Genomic DNA, 16,687 nt, shown 5'->3' on the forward strand with positions numbered 1-16,687 from the left:
GGCTGGCCGTGTAATAGATCCGACGACGCTGCTTCATCGCGACACTCCATCTTCCTCAAAAGATTAAAGTGTTGCCGCCACCCGTTGAACCCACCGGACATTGCAGTCATTCCTGGTCCCGGCTCGGAAGGGCGACTTTCGGCTGTTCACCGGACGTTCCGAAGGTCGCGATGCGGTGGCACCGAACGGGAAAGGTTGGCTGTTTGTCGACAGGCCACTTCCAGGCAGGCAAACGCTGCAAGCCACCCCCCATGAGCTAGCCTGAGATGCGCCGATTTAGCTGCGGCGTGGGAGTTTGCCAGCGTAGAGCCGCCGGGCCGATCCCCCCTCGGGCGCCCCCTGATCTGAAGGATTATATGCTCTGCGGAAGTGGCGGCGCAACCGACACCTCAATCATAATCAGGATCCGCAGAATCGAACGCGGCAACGAGGGCATGCGCGCGCACCGCCAGCGGGCCTCCGCCAGCGCCGAGCGCCGCAGTCCGCTCGCGAGCCTTGTCAAAGTCCAGGAAACTTTCAAGGTGGTTACGCTTCAGGACCGAGTACCTTCCCCGATCGCTGCTCGTGACATAGGTGGTCAGCTTTTCCAGCGTATCGATCAGCCCTTCATCATCTGCAATGCAGCCTGAGATGAGTTTTTTCGGGCCGTTTGCATCACCGCCCTGTGACCATGCAAACAGGACGTTGAGCGGATCAATCAACGCAAACAGGTCATCTTTCTTGAGAGCTTGATAGCGACGGAGCATAATGGCCGTGACCTGATCCAATTCCGCGTCACTCAAAATCCAATCTTGTTCCGGTTTCCTGCGGTCGCCAAAGCGTCCGTGTCCGAAGGTCTCCCTGCGGAACAGCTTGGACAGCCAACTGATGGCCTTTCCTTGCTCGAACATCCCGGCGATCGTCGCCTGGCGTTGCTCGGGACTGAGCTTTCCGAAAAGTGTCGGAATTAGACGCTCTGCTCGATCCCATAGTGAACTCATCCACACGATGTCGAACGGACGGGCGCGATAGGCATCATCGAGAACGTTGGAAAATGCCAGTAGCAAGTGCTGGCTCTGGTTGGACGACAGCCCTTCATGTGCGGTTTTAAAGCGCTCAAGCAGAACGTCGGCCTGTCCCATGGCGCTCGTGCCGATGCGCTGCTTGTGCAGCTCGACAAGAATACGACCGATCTCGGCGCTACTCGCTTCGGCCGCCGCAGCAATTTCATCTGCACTGAAGCCGGTTACGGTATGGGCTGGGGCCGACAAAGCAAAATAGAGTCGGTAATAATCGGGGCTGGCGAGACGGCGGTGCCGGATGGCCGCTGCCCGGGCGTCCTCGCCGTCCCGCTGAAAAAGCTCGAACGTGCCATTCTCGTCAATGTCAGCCTCCATTCCCGGGAGATGCTCCGCGAAGTAGAAACGATAGGTGGAATCCGCGAAGAAACCGTCGTCAACCGAACCCAGCAACTTGGTGAGTTGCTGGGTCTTCTCACCATCGCTTATGGTCCCCGTACCAAGCGCAAGAGTGGTCGCCTCAGCCGAATAGTTTTCGATCCAGCGATAAAGCGCAGGCTTTCCGTCTTTGATGAGTTGCAGCCAAACCAGATCAGCAAGGTCGCCGCCCGCTTCGCGTAGGGGCGGCCAAAAGAAACGAATGGAATCAAGTACGCGCACCACGGCGCGGGGCGTCTTGAGCAGACGACCGCCTTCGTAGTCGATCACGGACCTCAGCCGTGAGAGCTCATCCTCGCTCTTAGGTGTTGCAATCGCATGCAGGTCATCCGTGAACCACTGGCGCAACTCGAACGCTTCGGGTGTCGGCACCATGACGGTGAGCTGGACGATCTTCTCCAGATAGGCCTGTCCGCGCTTAACTTTGGCCGCCTTCTTGATACTATGAGCGAGAATCCCGCTGTCATAGCAGAGCAGATAGATGACGTTCGGGAAGTCTGCGACGGAGCGGACGAGGCGCAACACCTCGATCACTTCAGACGGCTCAAGGCGATCCACGTCGTCAATCGTGATGATGAAGCGGTGACCGAGATCCTCTAGCGCCCGAACGAGTTTGTCCTTCAATTCCGACAACGGTCGAGCTTCGGATTTTTTGCCTATTCCTTTGACGGCTTTTAGCCCTTTGCCAGCCCACGTTGCCCAAACAAACCCACTTGCGTCACCGGCAAACTCGACAAAGGAGCCGACCCTGCTCAGCCCCTCAGTGAACATACGCAGGGCGTCGGCAGCGGCCTTTGCCTTCTCCAACGATTCGCCTGTCGCATTTCCAGCTTCGGCGGCGACTTTGTTGATCTGAGTGGAGAGTGTGCTGAACAAACTTGCCAGCAGGGTGTCGCGCTGACCCACAAGCCACGGACGGAAATTGATGACCGTAGGGCGTTGTTTAGCGTCGAGCTTGCTCAGCTCATCCTCAATGAGGAAGAGAAGGCTCGATTTTCCCGTGCCCCACGCACCGTCGATGCCGATGACGAGGCCGCCATCCGATGCGTGGTCAACCAGCGATGCGGCGATACGCGCCGCGATTTGCCTGAAACCCAGACGATCTTCGTCGCCCGCCTGTAGCGCGCGATCCCCTTTGATTCCACTGTGCTGGCTCTGACTCATATCGGAGTTGCCGAATGGATGGGCCGCCTTCGACATGACCCGGCACGTCGAAGGCCAGTACGGTCAGCTTGAGCTTGCGGCTCACGTCATCGGCGCGCGCAAACGTGAACGCAAACTCGGTTTCGCCGCGCGTCCCGTCGAAGCTGGTACACTGCGGATGTTTCTCCATGGTCGGGCGGATTTTCGCCAGCACATCCGAGAAGGAACGGTTGCGGTTGAATAGCAGGATCGCCGCCTTGGTATCCCGCCAGCTGAGGTAGCCAAGCACCTGATCGATGGCTTCGAACAAGGCTTTCTCGCCTTTCCAGATTTTGCATTCGCCGATGAAGATATTGCGCCCCTGCGAGGTAATCTGGATGTCGGTTTTGCCGCCATAATTGAAAGCCTCGCCGCGTGCCTCGCCCTCGAATTTCGCATTGAGAGGCACGAGGAACTGAAACCGCAGCGTTTCTTCATCCATGTCGGCATAGGCATGGGGACTACGTTCCATGACTTCCGCCATCTGCTGCAGAGTATCAAGGATATCGCGGTAGATAGCATTGCTCAGTGCAGGCTCAGGGGGCGCGGCCGGTTTTGCCGGCGGCAGTTGCGGGGCGATTTTCTTGCGGGCCGCAACCGGTGCTGCGAAGGTAGCAGCGCGGTCATTACGCTGCTTGAGGGCGAATTTGAGTCCGGACGCAACGGCCCCGGCCTGGTCGGCGCGCGCGCGCCGAGCCTGTACATGGCTATCGACGACCGCAGCGATGGACTCGTTCCAGCGCACCACGTCGGGACGCAACCAGCCCAGATGCTCGTCTAGGTCCTTCAGAAACCGCTCAAACGTGGCGTTGATCTGGTCAGCGGTGGGCTGGCGCTCCACCATTGTTGTTGCGATGACGCTGCCTCTAACAGTCCCACGCGGTGGGTTCATGTTGAAGGTGGAACCCCGGCAGACGAACAAGTCCTTGTCGCCGGTGAAAGGTACTTCGAGCGTGTAGCGCTGAGCGTCCACCGACACGGAGCCGCCGTCATCGTAGCCACTGCGAAAACCACCGTACCGTCCGACTTGCATTTTCGTGCGGCCTTCATCGACGCTCGGCTCGCCTAGCTCGATCATTTCCAGCTGATATTTCTGCTGCGTATAACTCTGAAGTGCGGCCAGATCGGTATTTAGCAAACGGCTGTCGGCCATGGCATCGAGCTCTTTCAGCAGCTCCGCCCGCTGGTTCTCGATCACCCGGGACAAGTCGTACTTATGAAACAGCAGTTCGTCGGCCATCACTTATTACCCCCTACCTGGGAAATATCAGAACATATGAAAAACACAAAATGGATGGACGGAGCTGGTGCCTATCCCAATGTAAGGGGCCGCATGCAACCGAACGGCGGGTTTTGGTTCAAGCGGACATATACGCCAGATACGCTGATTGGCGAGGGTTGGTCGCAAACTGCCAATACCGCCCTGCCCCGCCAAGGGCTTCCGCGGACTTTGCGAACATAGACCACCGCGTCGCGGTCCGATGATAGCTGCCCCTGGCTCGTCGATTTGCGAGTGAGCCTATCGTCCCAGTGCGGCTTCGAAATGGCCATTGGGCAAATTCCCGACAAACTGTTGCTTCCTCCTGGAGGCGGCACCTGCTCATCAACAATGGCTGATGAGCAGGTGAAGGCTTAAAAATGCCAGCGCAAGTTCGCAAGGATCCGGCGCGGCTGGCCATACCAACCCGAGTTGAAGAAGCCCACATTGCGGTAGTAGGACTTGTCGAGCACGTTGGTCGCGTTCACGCCCACGCTGACATTGGGTGAGAGATCATAGCGCAGTAGCAGGTCGAGCAAGAAATAGCTGCTCTGCGACACATTGCCCGTAGCGGTCACCGGGAGTCCGTTTGCCTGGAATGCACCGGTCGGGATCGGCATTGCGCGGTAGATCCGGCTCTGCCAGGCCCCACCACCACCCAGGGTTAGTGCACCGATCTTGTAGGTGGTGTTCAGCTTTACCAGATGTTGCGGCGTGTCGGGAGAGAAGCGGCTGCCGTCCGCGTTTTCGCTGTGCACGTAAGTATAGCCGCCAGCGACCCGCCAATTGCGCACGATCGTACCGGCAATCTCCAGTTCCGCACCCCAGGTCTTGACCCCGCTGACAGCCCTGTACGGCGTACCGCCATCAGGTAGCGGCGCAGCGCCGGTCAGGATTTCGGCGACATTGTCCTGCTCCATGTGAAATCCGCTGAGCGCGGCATAAAGCTTATTGTCGAAGAATTCGCCCTTGAAGCCGAATTCGTAGTTGGTGCCGGTCAGCGGCGCGAGTTGGTCGTTGTTGACATCGCGCTGGGTCTGGACCGTGAAGACTTGCGCGTAGCTTGCGAAGGCGGAGATCTCCGAGGTCAAATCCCAGACCACCCCTGCATAGGGCGAGAATTTGTTGTCTCCGCTTTTTGCCGTGCGGGTCAGAGCGCCTGGATCGGTTGTCGTGTTATAGGTGCGCGTAGTGGTGTCCACATCGGTATAGCGGCCACCGAGAATGACCTTCAGCCCATCGAAGGGGTTGAGGCGCACGGCGCCGTAGATGCTGGTCTGCCGCGTCCGATCGGTGCTCGATGCGAAACCGCGATCCGCAGTGACAGGGCGCGGAACGTCGCCGTCCCATGCGAAGATGCTGGGAAACGCCGTGTAAGTGGTGGTGCCGAACTTGAAGGTTGAAAGCCCGTAGGCGGGCGTCAGCGTGGTCGCGACCGTTTCCAGTTCGCGATCGTAATGATTGACGCCGAACACCAGTTCATGGTCGCGCCCAAGCAGGTGCAGTGGGCCGGTGGCATAGCCGTCGAAGGAATCCTCGCGCGTATGCGAAATGCCGTAGGTGTTGACGACATTGAGACCGAGGCCGGTTTCGCGATCCGGGAAAAACGTGCTGTTGGAACCGGCAAACAGCAGGCTTTCGGTATCGGTCCAGCGGTGATTGTACGCGGCGCGGGCGACCCAGCGGCCAATCTCCTGTTCGAGCACGCCAAAGGCGTTGGTGTTCTCACGTTCCCAGCGGTTCCAGCGCGCGGCAGCGCTGTAGGAACGCGGCAGGTCGGTGCGTGTGCCATCGCTGTAGAACAGCGGCACGCCGCTCCATGAACCACCCTCGCTATCGGTCTTGAGATAATCGACGCCGGCGCGCAGACGGGTCGTTTCGGTTATGTCGGCCTCGACGACGCCGTAGAGGCTGGGTGAGGTATCGTGCTGGAAATCGACGTAGCTGTCGCGGCTCGTATAGGCGGCAACCGCGCGAGCGCGAATCCTGCCACTGGCGATCAACGGACCACCCACGTCGGCCTCGGCGCGCACATAATCCCATGAGCCGTAGTTGAGGCTGACATTCGCCTTGAGGTCATTGGTCGGCCGCTTGCGCACGAGATTGATCGTGGCGGAGGGATCGCCCGTACCGGTAACGAGCCCGGCGGCACCGCGCACGACCTCGATGCGCTCGAAGATCGAAGTATCGGGCATGACGCTGTTGCCGCTGGCGCCGACGTTGAAGTTCGACGGAACGCCGTCGAGCTGGAAATTCGTGATGGTGAAGCCGCGCGCCTGGAAGCGGGTGCGGTTGCTGTCATAGGACTGGACGGAAACGCCGGGCGTCTGTTCCAGCACGTCCTGCACCGTGATGAGGTTGAAGTCCTCGATGCGCTGCCGCGTGATCACCGTGACCGATTGCGGCGTTTCGCGGAGCGACAGCGGCAGCTTCGTGGCCGTGTTGGTTTCCCCCGTCTGGTAGCCATCGCTCTGTCCGGTGACAAGGATCTCGTCGATACGGCTGTCCGCGGATCGATTGGTCTGGTCGCCGGAATCCTTGCCCGCCTGCGCATAAGCGCTGGATGCAGTCATGCCCGCTGCTGCAAGAGCAATCCACGCCGCTCCCGGCGCGATGACGCGCCTCATCGTTGTGAACATCGTTCCTCCTGTTTGAAAATCGTGCTGTCGCCCGCGCGCCACTTCGCACCGGCGGGGTGACGCGCCTTTATTTATCTTGCGAGGCATTCGCAATAATGCGAATGGCGGTTTGGCCCGATCGGCATTTCTTTGGCCCGATTGGCTATTGCCGCCTTACTGAAGCCTGCTGACTGCCATGAACCGAGCGACATCCAGAACCGATCAACTGCCCGCAGTGGAGATTGAAAGTGCCAGCCTGCAATACGGCAGCGCGATCGTCGCGTTTCGGGGGCGCCAGTCTGACGGTTACTATGATCCCCCACACACGCACGATCGCGGTCAGTTTTCCTATCGGATAGAGGGGTTTTCGGTCGTTCAGACGCCGGGTCGAAGCATTTTCCTGCCACCCGGTAGAGGCGTGTGGATTCCCGCCGATGTGGTTCACGAAGTGACTTGTCGCGGCCCGGCGGCCTATAACGCGTTCTACGTGGACCCGTTCGCCGCGTCGCAACCGGAAACGGTGCGCGTCATCACCGTTTCGCCTTTGCTACATGCACTGGTGGAATGCCTGCTGGACGAAAAGCCTTCAGCCCAGAGCGAACGACACGCCCTTGTGGTGCAGCTCATTCTCGATGAAATCGGGCAGGCGGAAGACATTGGTGCTACCGCGCCAGTCATGCCAAAATCCCCTCGCCTGCGGACCATCAGCGACCGCCTCTACATGGATCCCGCCTGTCAGTTGGATCTCGATGCCTGGGCGGCGGACGCGGGTATGAGCCGCAGAAGCTTTACGCGTGCCTTTCGCGAGGAAACCGGATTGTCGCCCGGTAAATGGCATTTACAGTTACGTATGCATCATGTCGACGGAATGCTGGCACAAGGACTTACCTTGCAACAAGCCGCGTTCCAACTCGGGTACGGCAGCGTTGCCAGCCTCGGGCGGGCCTATAGCCGCACGTTTGCCGGATCACGTCTTTCCTCTGATGTTACCGGCCCCGCCAGGAATTCGGGTCCGCCCGACTTGCGCCGCTGATAGCTGGCTGCAAGCCGAAGGAAAGCCACGATTTCGGCTTGAGGCCACTGATCGATGCCTCAAGCCTCGCGGTTACCCATCACCTCGCCAAGCCGCACGGGCCGTGCCGGGCTCCACGCTTCGTTGAAGACAAGGCTACCTTGACCGAAGAGCATGACGATGGTGGAGCCGAGCAGGAAACGGCCCATCTCGTCACCTTGTTTCAGGCAGATGCGCTGGTCAGGATAGGTCCATTCGGATGGCTTTTTGGTGCGCTTCGGATTGACCACGCCGTGCCATGTCGTTGCGATACTGCCAACAATGGTCGCCCCCACCAGCACCATTACGAAGGGTCCGTGTTCCGGCGATTCAAAGACGCATACCACCCGCTCATTGCGCGCAAACAGGTTGGGGATACCCTTCGCGGTGACAGGATTGACCGAGAATAGCGTCCCCGGCACATAGATCATGCGCGTCAAAACGCCGTCACAGGGCATGTGCAGACGATGGTAGTCCCTTGGCGACAGATATAGGTTGGCGAAGGCGCCGTGGCGGAACTTGGCCGCCAGCTCGCCATCTCCGCCGACCAACTCCCTAATGGTAAAGCTGTGTCCTTTGGCCTGCAGGATGTGATGGTCGTCGATGACCCCGAACTGGCTGATCGCGCCGTCCACCGGGCAGATGAAATCCGCCAGGGCCGATGGACGGGCGCCGGGCCGGAGCGCCCGCGTGAAAAAGTCATTGAAACTTCTGTAGCTGGCGATGTCCGCGTTTGCGGCTTCGGTCATGTCCACACGGTATCTTTTGACAAACCACCGGATCAAGCGGGTCGTCACGGGACCTGCGCTAGCGCCCGCGATGCAGCCGGCGAGCCTGGTCAAGGCCAGCTTGGGCAGAAGATATTGCAGCAGTATGTTCAGACGTTCGGACAAGGTCAGCCTCGAAATTATTCCGGCACTTTGCGGTGGACCGGCGATACCCACTACGACCTAAGCGGAACGGCGTCACTTGGCGACGGCAATTTGGCCTCTGCCCCTCATGGAAAGTCCGATCAGGACACTATCGAAACGTCGCTATGCCCTGATGGCATGCGAATAGAAAGTGAGCGGATAGAGACGTAGGTTCAGCCGGACAAGTGCAGCACCGCATTGAGAAATCACCGCGGAGAACTCGGGCGGGCTTGGCGATCGACACCCCGGCGCGAACGTCCGTTGGCTCATGGCTATCCATGCCAGCAAAACACGCTCGCCGGCACCCAGAAACTGGACTTCAGGCGCCAGCACAGCATAACCTTCCCGTGCTGCGAGGATTCGTAGTTTCCGAAAGTGGTGAACCACACTGCGATCCTGCGGTACAGCCCCGCGGCCGCCGCGAAGCAGCGCCAAAACCTGACGCTCCACGCGGGGACGGCGATTGAGCAAAAGAGCCGATGACCCTGCCATCAGACGGACTGTGCCCGGGCCGACCAGACGCTGTCCGCCGCGCCCGACCCGGCACGCCGCTGCGCGGAATGCGCGATGACCAGCAGGCCCAGCGCGAGAATCCCGGCGATGAAGTCCACCATGAGCAACGCACCGCTATCGTAGAGGCCGTGACCGCCCAGCAAGCTCGCCGCAGGGATGGTCAGCATGGATAGGGCGCCGACGATGGCCAGTTCGGCGCCAGCCTTCGCGGCCCCTCGCATGAGTGCCCACAGGGTGAAGACGACGAAGACCGCGTAGTAGATGGCGCTGTGCATGCCGTAGCTGGCCGATTGGCCCAGCACTTTTGCGGCCGCCAGCGTGACGGATATGCCGGCGACGCAGCCCAGCGGAACACCCACGGTCAATGCGCTGAGAATGCGTGTGGCGCGGGTCTGCTGCACGGCGCCCGCCTTCCGCTCTCGCTTGCGACGCGACTCCACCCAGAGCAGATTGCCGGTGTAGAACAGGAACGCGCCCGTCAGCCCCAGCAGGAAGTAGGCCCAGCGGATCGGGTAGCCGCCGAAGCTGCCGAAATGGAGCGTGAAGAAGCCCGTCGTCGTGGCCGACCAGCCATCCTGCATGCCCGGCATGAAACTGCGATCGACGATCTCACCGGTCCTGGGATCGAGCCCGGCGATGCCGTAAGTCGGGCCGCGCTGGCCATAGCGCGGATCGTTGCCCTGCACGCGCAAGGCAGGCAGGATGCCGCCGCCCTGACCGTAGACGATCTGATGCGGGGTAAAGCCCGGGGCCTGCTGCTTCAGCCGCTGAACGATCTGAACCGGGGTGAGCGTGGGCGTATCGGCAATCGCCGCTTCCGCGCGCATCATCGGCCGGGCCCGGCTGGCGGCATCCGAAAAGGCCAGCCGCTGGGCGCCGTAGAACTCGTCATGGAAAGCGAAGACCACGGCGGTCAGCGCGATGATGATGTGAAACGGCAGGCTGAAGAAGCCGAGCACGTTATGCACGTCCAGCCACATCCGCTTCGCATTCCTGCCGATGCGCAGCGCGAACAGGTCCTTGACCAGACTGGGCAGCAGCACCGCCAGCCCGGAGACCATGGCGATCACATAGAGCAGCGAGATGCCGCCCATGATCGGCATGGCGATCGCATGCGAAAATGGCAGCCCCACCTGCTGGTGCAGCACATCGATGAAGTTCGCCACTTGCGAGCGCTGCTGCTTTTCCACCTGGAGCGCACCGTCGGGCGCCAGTGAGGCGAAGTAGGTAGCGCCGCCGCCATGCTCGCCGCGCCGGCCGCCCGGCGCGCGCCAGCTGACCCGGCCCGGATGCGCGGCATCGATCACGAGGTTGACCTCATGCCCGCGCGCTGCCTCCGGGTATTGCGCCCGGACTTTGGCGAGCAGTTCGGGCGTACGCTCCAGCGAGGGCGCTGACGCCAGTGTCGATGGCTGCGAGGCCCAGCGTTGCAGCGGCTCCTCGAACATGGTGAGCGCGCCGGCATAGAAGGCGACGAACAGGGCAAGGCCGGCAATGATGCCGACCCAGCCGTGAACTTCCTTGTACATCCGCACGACGTCGGTCGGCAGTTTCATGATTGCAGTTCTCCCAAGGCCACCAGTGGTGCCCAGGCCATCAGGTTGGCCAGAGCCAGCCAGAGCCATGCGCGCGAGGCGGAACGGAACAGAAAGGCGAAGCTCAGGATCAGCGGCCAGGTCAGCGCCATGATCCACATGCCAAGCTGGCCCTTGCTGGAGAAATAGGCATCGCCATAGTCGGTCGCCCAACGGAACAAGCCCGAAAGCGCGAGGGCCAGCGTGAAGCCCAGGATGAAGGCCGCACTGATCTTGCCGAACCAGTCGCGGCTGGAAAGCGGCTTGCTCATGCGCGATCCTCCCCACTACGCCGCCACCAGGCCACGGCGATGGGCACGATCGACCATGTCGTCATCAACACGGTCGCGGCGATGAAGAAGGCGGTGGCGATACCGGCCCAGTTCAGCAGCAGGGCAAGACCGGCCGCCAGCATGGCCGTGCCGCTCCAGCCCATCGCCCGCGGCGAGAGGGGCAATGCCCCCCACGCCTGATGCGGAGCGGCAAGGTAGAGCGCCACGCCGGACAGCACGATCAGCACACCCGCGACAACCGCCATCACCACCGGAACTGCAACCTGGCCGTCAGCGTGCGCCCCTCACCGTAGTAACAGGCCGAAGCGGCGATACAGGTGGCGACGTAGCGCTTGTTGGCGATGTTGCGGCCATTCAGCGAGATCGACGCGCCTTCCAGCGCCGGCGCCACCTTGCCAAGGTCATAGCGCACGAACAGGTCGAACAGCGTGTAGTCCGGAATCGCCAGGTTCGCGGCATTGGTATTGTCGCCGAAGCTCTTGCCGGTATAGCGCGCGCCGCCACCGAAATTCAGCCCATTTTCCAGTTTCTGGCTGATGAAAAGCGAGGCCATCCAGTCCGGCACGGCCGCCAGCTTCTTGCCAAGCTGGCTGGCCGTATTGGTATCGGTGATCTTGCTTTCGCTGCGCGTCACGCTGCCGACGATGGCCGTGCCGGTGGGCAACGTGGCCTTGGCTTCGAACTCGATGCCGCGAATGCGGACCTCGCCGGTCTGAACGATGCAGCTGGCATCGTCGCAGGCGTGATCGGGATAGGCCGCCAGTTCCTCGCTGCTGGCCGAAGTCGTCAGGTTCTGCTGGGTGATCTGGTAGGCGCCCAGCGTCAGATAGATGCTGTTGCCGTACTGATAGCGCAGGCCGCCTTCGAACTGCTGCCCGGTGGTGGGCTTGAACACCGCGCCGGTCAGGTTCGTCGCCGGATCGCTGACTTGCGGCTGGAAGCTCTCGGCATAGCTGAAGTACGGTGCCAACCCGTTGTCGAACAAGTAGACCGCGCCCGCGCGCCAGGTGAAGGCATCGCTCTTGGAGACGAAGCCGGTTGCCGTGCGCGGGTTGTATTGGTCATCCTTGTACCAGTCCTGACGGCCACTGAGCGTGACCCGCAGGCGACCCAGCTTGACCTGATCCTGAAGATAGAGGCCCGCCTGCTGGCTGACCGTTTCCACGAAGCTCTGCGGCGCCAGATTGGCCGCAATTGTCGCAGCGCCGTTCGGCTGCGGATCGAAGATGTCGAGCAGCGGCGTGGTGGCGGTGAAGTAGCGATAGTGCTCCCACTTAGTGTGGAAGTAATCGAAGCCGCCCAGCACCACATGCTCCAGCGCGCCCGTATTGAAGCGCCCTTCGACTTGCGTATCCGTGGAGATGCCGTCACTCTTGCCGTTGCCCTGCACGGCGCGGCGGGAAATTGTCTGGCCGGCGATGCAGCCCGGGATCGCGGCAGTGCAGTTGGTGATCGTGTCGCCCGTCAGCACCACCACTTTGTACAGGCTGTCGAGGTGGGTGTAGCGGGTGTTGTTGCGCACCGTCAGCGCATCGCTGAACTTGTGCTCGAAGAAAGATGCGGCGAGGTACTGGTTGCGATCGTAGGTGTTCCAGTCCGGCTCACCCAGATTGTCGCCCAGCTTGACGTACTGCCCATTGCTCTTGCGCAGGGCGCCGCTGGCGGGGAGATACTGGAACGTGGCGCCGCCCTCATCGCGCTGGTACTGGCCCAGCAGCGTCCAACTCGTGCGGTCGTCCGGCCGCCAGGTCAGGCTGGGGGAGATGTACTTGCGGCCGATCTTCACATCGTCCACCTGCGTATCGCCATAGCGCGACAGCGCGACGAGCCGGGCCGAGAGCGTGGACGTCACCGGCCCGCTCACATCGGCGGCGGCCTGATAGTTCCACTTGCCAAGGTCGGTCATGCCCACGGCCTGAAGCATGAATTCGGCGTGGAACTGGTCGGTCGGCCGCTTGGTGACGATATTGACCATGCCGCCCGGCGCGCTCTGCCCGTAGAGTGTGCCCGATGGCCCCTTGAGCACTTCCACTTGCTGGATCGCGAAGGAATCGAACGACGTGCGCGTCCATTGCCCACCGGTCGGCAGGCGAATGCCGTCCACGAAGTTGTTGTTCGACGAGAACCCGCCCGCCGCGAAACCGCGCACCGTCACTTCGTCCACGCGGCTATCGAGCCCGGACGGCGCGGCCTGCACCCCCGCCGTATAAGCCAGCGCATCCGAGATCGTCGGAGAGGCGCGCAAGTCCATTTCCTCGCGGCTGACGATGGAAATGCTCTGCGGCGATTCTATGATCGGCGTGTTGGTCTTCGTGGTCGATGTGGCCGACGATTGTCCCGTGGCCGTCACCACGATCACGCGGTCGGAACTTTCGCCCTCCTCGGCCGACTGGGCGTGGGCAATACCGGACGTCCCCGCGAGCAAGGCCGCGGAGAGCAAGCAGATTCTGGTCATGAAATCCCTGTTCGTATCGTGCCCGAAGGAGGATTTCGGCCAAGCTCCGGCAAGAAATGCCGTCAGCCGCTGCCCTCAAACGGGAAGAGGATCGCGTCGCCCCAAATGCGACCCGTTCTCATTAGGCAGGGACTCCGCGCTGGCCAATCGCCATGACTGTCGCGCCAGGCACGAATGCTGTCGCGTCAGGCCACGGCGGCGCGCTGTAGGCTCATCGGGGCGCGGCCGAACTTGCGGCGATAGGCGGCGGAGAAAGCGGAAGGGCTGGCGAAGCCCACCTTGTAGCCCGCCTCCGCCGCGCCGAAACCCTGTTCCTCGATCATGATGCGCGCCATCGCCATGCGCTTGTCGCGCACATAGCCGAACAGGGTGGTACCGAACCGGGCCTTGAACCCGGCTTGCAGCACATTGCGGTTCAGCCCCACCTGCCGCGCAAGCTCGATCGTGCCGGGCGGTGCCAGCAGCGTGCCGTCCAGAATGTGCCGCGCCTCCATCACCGCATCGTAGCAACGCGCGCCCAGCGCCGCGCGATATTCGCCGCCCTCGCGGAATTGCCGCAGGGTTTGCAGCATCAGTTGCACGGCCACGGATTCGCGGAACAGGCGGCCGAGCGATCCGTGATAGCGCTCCTCCGTCAGCATCGCGGCCATCTGCGTCATCGCCTCACTACGCGGCAGGTGATAGCTGCGAAAGCCCGGCGCCATCAGGTAATCCAGAGCCTTCAGATCGACGTCGGACAAGGCATCCGCATTGGCTTCGAGGAACTGCGTACGGGCGCCGATCTCCACGCGGCGACACCCCTGCCCCGCCTCCAGCACCCGGGTGCAGAGGCGCTGCTCTCCCAGCCCGACCACATGCACGCGGTCCGCCCGGCTCGCTACCGGTTCGGCCCCTTCCGGCGCGAACTGGCCGTTCTCGCCATCCAGCAGGAAGGTCATCATCACCGAGCGTTCCACCGGCTGGGAAATCGCCGCACCCGATGGCGACGCAAGTTGACAGGCCGATGCGAACAGACCCGGGCCGACATCCTCCACCCAGAACCATCCCTCGAACGAACCGGCCATTTGCTGGCGGAGCCGCTGCGGTGCCTCGGCAGCAGCAAGAGCCTGATGCACCGCCTCACAAACAAGCGCGTCCGCATCGAAGTCACCCTCGACGAAATGTGCGTTCATCAAATTCGCTCCATCATTCTTCGATCTGGCTCAATATGCTATTACGTCGCATTCGCAACTAACTCGCGAAAAATTCAGACTTCGACGGCAAGGTCGTCATAATCCGCTAAGGTACCGCCACGCGCCAGAACGCGTTCGTAATCCTCCTTGCGGCGGGCATCGATTTCGGTGGTGCTGACGCCCCGCCGCCAGTAACCGGCGATGGCGATATCCTGCTTGGCCAGCCCCAAGGCGGCAAAATGCTGACGGATCGCCCGCATCTCGCCCCGCTCACCGGCGCCCCACACCGCCCAACCCGTGGCATCGCCGATCCGCTGAGCATAAGCCAGCAGCATCTCGGGCTCATCACCCTCGGCCCGCACCAGTTCCAGCCCATCCACATGCGGCAATCCGGCAAAGACCTGCGCATCCTTCGTGGCGATCCAGCCCTTGCCGGCAACGCCTGCCGGCCATTGGCGGAGCAGCGAAAAGAGCGCGGGTATCCCCGTCTCGTCCACGAACAGCGCAACCTTGCGCCCGGCCGCTTCAGGAATGCCGATGTGCGGCCGCGGACCCGTCAGTTCGAACGAATCCCCAAGGCGCAACGCAGCCGTCCAGCGCATCATCGGGCTAGCGCCTTCATGCAGCACGACATCGAACGTGAAACCGCCCGCGCCATCGTAGTCGCGCACGGTGTAGATCCGCGAGACGTCCCCATAATCGCCGCCCAGATGGATGCGAAACGCAACATTGGGCTGGGCCCAGTTCGGATCTTCGGCAGAGGAGGCAAGCCGCGTGCGGATGCGGACGATCGAAAAACTCGGCCGCTCTATCGCTTCCACCACGGCGCGGACTTCGTGGAGCCCGCGATCATGGTCTTCGCCGCGCAATTTCGTCTCCGCACCGCGAATTTCATCGGCCATCGTCCAATCTCCTGCTGCGTTCGCTCGATTTAGTTTCATGCCTATAAACTAAATTTCGATCCCGAGGCAATCACCCTCTCGCCAACCCCGTCGCTTTGCGCGATAGGAGCGGCATGACCACCGCGCCCGAACAGCCCCGGCGAGGCCGCCCGGCCACCATCACGCGCGAGCGGATCGTCGATGCGGGCATTGCCATGGGGCTGCCCGACCTGACTTTCGTGGGCCTGGCGGCGCGGATCGGGGTGAGCCACATGGCGCTCTACAAACATGTGCCGAATCTGGAGGCGCTGAAGCTCCTGGTTGCCGATGCGATCTTCCTGCGCTGGGATATGCCGGCGCCGCAGGGGGAGACGCTGGAGAATTATCTCGTCGCGTTCAGCGCGTCGCTACGTGACCTTGTCGGCCGTCATCCTGGGCTGGCGCTCTACATGATACGCCGCAAGGCCCAGATGCCAGCGATGATCGAGCGCATTCGCGCACATCATGCCGCAACAGCGAACGCTTTCGGGATTACGCCCGAAACGGCAGGACGGTTGCTCTCGACCGTGGCTTTCCACTGCATTGCACTGGCGGACACCGTCTATTCACGCACGGAAGATGGGGAACGGCCTATCGATGGGAAGTACGCCGCGGATATCGAAGCAGAATTCGCCTATGGCATGCATGCCCTCATTCTCGGCTTGCTTAGCACACGACCGTCCGCCTGAGCAGGCTGGCTGCGACGCGGACCCTCATGATCCGCTTTAGAGTGCTGCCTGGGCGTGTTCCCGCAAAAGGCTCAAGCCTTGTCGAAGGACCTCCCGCGACCAGCACCTCATGCTCTGTGGCAGCAAGCCGCCAGGCGATGCTCGCCCGGTCGTAACGCTGAGCAAGGGCATGGGAAGACCCCACCGATCGAAACTTTCTCCGGGAAATGGTCGACCCGACCAGATGGCATTGAGAGAGCCAAGCCACCTTACGTGCCCCTCTGCAATCGGTACTGGTAGAGTGTGAGCGGATACAGCATTAGCCCGGCCTGCTGCAGAGCAACGCCACAACACGTAATGATAGCAGCGAGACAGCGATCCGCTGGTCGCAGATGTGTTGCAGCAATGCGCTGCGACGCGGCGAGCCATGACAGCAGAGTCAGTTCGTCGTCTCCGAGGTAGGGCACTTCCGCTTCATGAATGACCAGTCCTTTGCGCCGGGCCAGATGACGCAGGCGGACAAACGCGTTGACGTCGTGACCATCCAGCAACGGATTAGTCTCGCCGCGTAAAAGCGCCAACACGCGGCGCTCGATGCGCGGCCGGCGGCGAAGCAGACGATTGCTGTAAGCCATC

The 16,687-nt window shown here is 61.7% G+C and carries 13 protein-coding genes; 2 read left to right on the forward strand and 11 right to left on the reverse strand.

Features of this window, described 5'->3' with window-relative positions:
- Positions 1 to 389 precede the first annotated feature (389 nt).
- The 3 genes from EDF58_RS13355 to EDF58_RS13360 form a co-directional block, all read right to left on the reverse strand.
- Complete coding sequence (locus EDF58_RS13355) at positions 390 to 2,600, reverse strand: P-loop NTPase fold protein (RefSeq protein WP_243654282.1); 2,211 nt, start codon at positions 2,598 to 2,600, stop codon at positions 390 to 392.
- Positions 2,488 to 3,858: a hypothetical protein gene (locus EDF58_RS26350; RefSeq protein WP_243654245.1), complete on the reverse strand. Its 1,371-nt coding sequence runs from the start codon at positions 3,856 to 3,858 to the stop codon at positions 2,488 to 2,490. Before EDF58_RS26350 ends, EDF58_RS13355 begins: the two co-directional genes overlap by 113 nt.
- 392 nt (positions 3,859 to 4,250) lie before the next feature.
- Complete coding sequence (locus tag EDF58_RS13360; protein WP_207912970.1) at positions 4,251 to 6,449, reverse strand: TonB-dependent siderophore receptor; 2,199 nt, start codon at positions 6,447 to 6,449, stop codon at positions 4,251 to 4,253.
- A gap of 241 nt (positions 6,450 to 6,690) precedes the next feature.
- Here EDF58_RS13360 and EDF58_RS13365 point away from each other — a divergent pair, with 241 nt between their 5' ends.
- Complete coding sequence (locus tag EDF58_RS13365) at positions 6,691 to 7,527, forward strand: helix-turn-helix transcriptional regulator (RefSeq protein ID WP_132266333.1); 837 nt, start codon at positions 6,691 to 6,693, stop codon at positions 7,525 to 7,527.
- Between the two features lie 59 nt (positions 7,528 to 7,586).
- On the opposite strand, the gene asd is transcribed toward EDF58_RS13365, so the two are convergent.
- From asd to EDF58_RS13400, 7 genes are all read right to left on the reverse strand, one after another.
- On the reverse strand, positions 7,587 to 8,294 hold the full coding sequence (gene asd / locus EDF58_RS13370) for an archaetidylserine decarboxylase (protein WP_243654246.1): 708 nt from the start codon (positions 8,292 to 8,294) through the stop codon (positions 7,587 to 7,589).
- 653 nt (positions 8,295 to 8,947) lie between these two features.
- Positions 8,948 to 10,525 carry a PepSY-associated TM helix domain-containing protein gene (locus tag EDF58_RS13375; protein ID WP_132266339.1) on the reverse strand — a complete coding sequence of 526 codons (1,578 nt, stop codon included), beginning with the start codon at positions 10,523 to 10,525 and terminating at the stop codon, positions 8,948 to 8,950.
- Positions 10,522 to 10,815, reverse strand: a complete 294-nt coding sequence (locus EDF58_RS13380) for a hypothetical protein (RefSeq protein WP_132266341.1) — start codon at positions 10,813 to 10,815, stop codon at positions 10,522 to 10,524. The genes EDF58_RS13375 and EDF58_RS13380 overlap by 4 nt, the downstream gene beginning before the upstream one ends.
- Positions 10,812 to 11,087: a hypothetical protein gene (locus tag EDF58_RS13385; protein WP_165921408.1), complete on the reverse strand. Its 276-nt coding sequence runs from the start codon at positions 11,085 to 11,087 to the stop codon at positions 10,812 to 10,814. Before EDF58_RS13385 ends, EDF58_RS13380 begins: the two co-directional genes overlap by 4 nt.
- Positions 11,081 to 13,291: a TonB-dependent siderophore receptor gene (locus EDF58_RS13390; protein WP_132266347.1), complete on the reverse strand. Its 2,211-nt coding sequence runs from the start codon at positions 13,289 to 13,291 to the stop codon at positions 11,081 to 11,083. Before EDF58_RS13390 ends, EDF58_RS13385 begins: the two co-directional genes overlap by 7 nt.
- 185 nt (positions 13,292 to 13,476) lie before the next feature.
- Positions 13,477 to 14,463: an AraC family transcriptional regulator gene (locus tag EDF58_RS13395; protein ID WP_132266350.1), complete on the reverse strand. Its 987-nt coding sequence runs from the start codon at positions 14,461 to 14,463 to the stop codon at positions 13,477 to 13,479.
- A gap of 74 nt (positions 14,464 to 14,537) precedes the next feature.
- Positions 14,538 to 15,365, reverse strand: coding sequence for a siderophore-interacting protein (locus EDF58_RS13400; protein ID WP_132266354.1), 828 nt, complete (start codon positions 15,363 to 15,365; stop codon positions 14,538 to 14,540).
- A 113-nt stretch (positions 15,366 to 15,478) separates the two neighbouring features.
- On the opposite strand from EDF58_RS13400, the gene EDF58_RS13405 reads away from it, so the two are divergent.
- A complete protein-coding gene (locus tag EDF58_RS13405; protein ID WP_132266357.1) occupies positions 15,479 to 16,072 on the forward strand; it encodes a TetR/AcrR family transcriptional regulator in 594 nt (197 codons plus the stop codon).
- Between the two features lie 248 nt (positions 16,073 to 16,320).
- Here EDF58_RS13405 and EDF58_RS13410 read toward each other — a convergent pair whose 3' ends face one another.
- Positions 16,321 to 16,686, reverse strand: coding sequence for a hypothetical protein (locus tag EDF58_RS13410; protein ID WP_132266360.1), 366 nt, complete (start codon positions 16,684 to 16,686; stop codon positions 16,321 to 16,323).
- Between the last annotated feature and the right edge of the window lies 1 nt (position 16,687).

Source organism: Novosphingobium sp. PhB57, assembly GCF_004342985.1.
Lineage (GTDB): Bacteria > Pseudomonadota > Alphaproteobacteria > Sphingomonadales > Sphingomonadaceae > Novosphingobium.

Bases quoted from the DNA above. Each gene is read 5' to 3' on its own strand.
- EDF58_RS13360 (WP_207912970.1), bottom strand. From the start codon at position 6,449: ATGACTGCATCCAGCGCTTATGCGCAGGCGGGCAAGGATTCCGGCGAC.
- asd (WP_243654246.1), bottom strand. From the start codon at position 8,294: ATGACCGAAGCCGCAAACGCGGACATCGCCAGCTACAGAAGTTTCAAT.
- EDF58_RS13405 (WP_132266357.1), top strand. From the start codon at position 15,479: ATGACCACCGCGCCCGAACAGCCCCGGCGAGGCCGCCCGGCCACCATC.
- EDF58_RS13390 (WP_132266347.1), bottom strand. From the start codon at position 13,291: ATGACCAGAATCTGCTTGCTCTCCGCGGCCTTGCTCGCGGGGACGTCC.
- EDF58_RS13355 (WP_243654282.1), bottom strand. From the start codon at position 2,600: ATGAGTCAGAGCCAGCACAGTGGAATCAAAGGGGATCGCGCGCTACAG.
- EDF58_RS13375 (WP_132266339.1), bottom strand. From the start codon at position 10,525: ATGAAACTGCCGACCGACGTCGTGCGGATGTACAAGGAAGTTCACGGC.
- EDF58_RS26350 (WP_243654245.1), bottom strand. From the start codon at position 3,858: ATGGCCGACGAACTGCTGTTTCATAAGTACGACTTGTCCCGGGTGATC.
- EDF58_RS13400 (WP_132266354.1), bottom strand. From the start codon at position 15,365: ATGGCCGATGAAATTCGCGGTGCGGAGACGAAATTGCGCGGCGAAGAC.
- EDF58_RS13380 (WP_132266341.1), bottom strand. From the start codon at position 10,815: ATGAGCAAGCCGCTTTCCAGCCGCGACTGGTTCGGCAAGATCAGTGCG.
- EDF58_RS13365 (WP_132266333.1), top strand. From the start codon at position 6,691: ATGAACCGAGCGACATCCAGAACCGATCAACTGCCCGCAGTGGAGATT.
- EDF58_RS13410 (WP_132266360.1), bottom strand. From the start codon at position 16,686: ATGGCTTACAGCAATCGTCTGCTTCGCCGCCGGCCGCGCATCGAGCGC.
- EDF58_RS13395 (WP_132266350.1), bottom strand. From the start codon at position 14,463: ATGAACGCACATTTCGTCGAGGGTGACTTCGATGCGGACGCGCTTGTT.